The sequence below is a fragment of the Rhodoplanes roseus genome (assembly GCF_003258865.1).
GTDB classification, from domain to species: Bacteria; Pseudomonadota; Alphaproteobacteria; order Rhizobiales; family Xanthobacteraceae; genus Rhodoplanes; species Rhodoplanes roseus.
This window is the reverse complement of sequence record NZ_NPEX01000757.1, coordinates 1-284: the sequence shown is the minus strand read 5'-3', so window position 1 is coordinate 284 and position 284 is coordinate 1. Positions and strand designations below refer to the sequence as shown.

Annotated in this window: 1 protein-coding gene; it reads right to left on the bottom strand. The window is 69.4% G+C overall.

The annotated features are described in order from the left end of the window. A partial coding sequence (locus tag CH341_RS34865) for an ATP-binding cassette domain-containing protein (protein ID WP_342635048.1) occupies positions 1 to 284 on the bottom strand: 284 nt, incomplete at both ends.

Below are 284 nucleotides of genomic sequence, written 5' to 3'. Positions count from 1 at the left end.
GCATCACGCGCCCGCCGACGATGGCGCCCGGCGGCGAGGGAACGAGGCTCGCGATCGACAGCGCCGTCACCGATTTGCCCGAGCCGGATTCACCCACGAGGCCCAGGCACTCTTCTTTGCCGAGCCTCAGATCGACCCCGCCGACGGCACGAAAGACGTCACGCCCGATCGAAAACTCGGTTTGAAGCCCGACAACATCGAGCGCGCCTTCCTGCTCCGCCGGCATCTCCGGCACCTTGCGCCGCTTCACCTGCGTGCGCGCCGAGGGATGGGCGAGCGCGCCG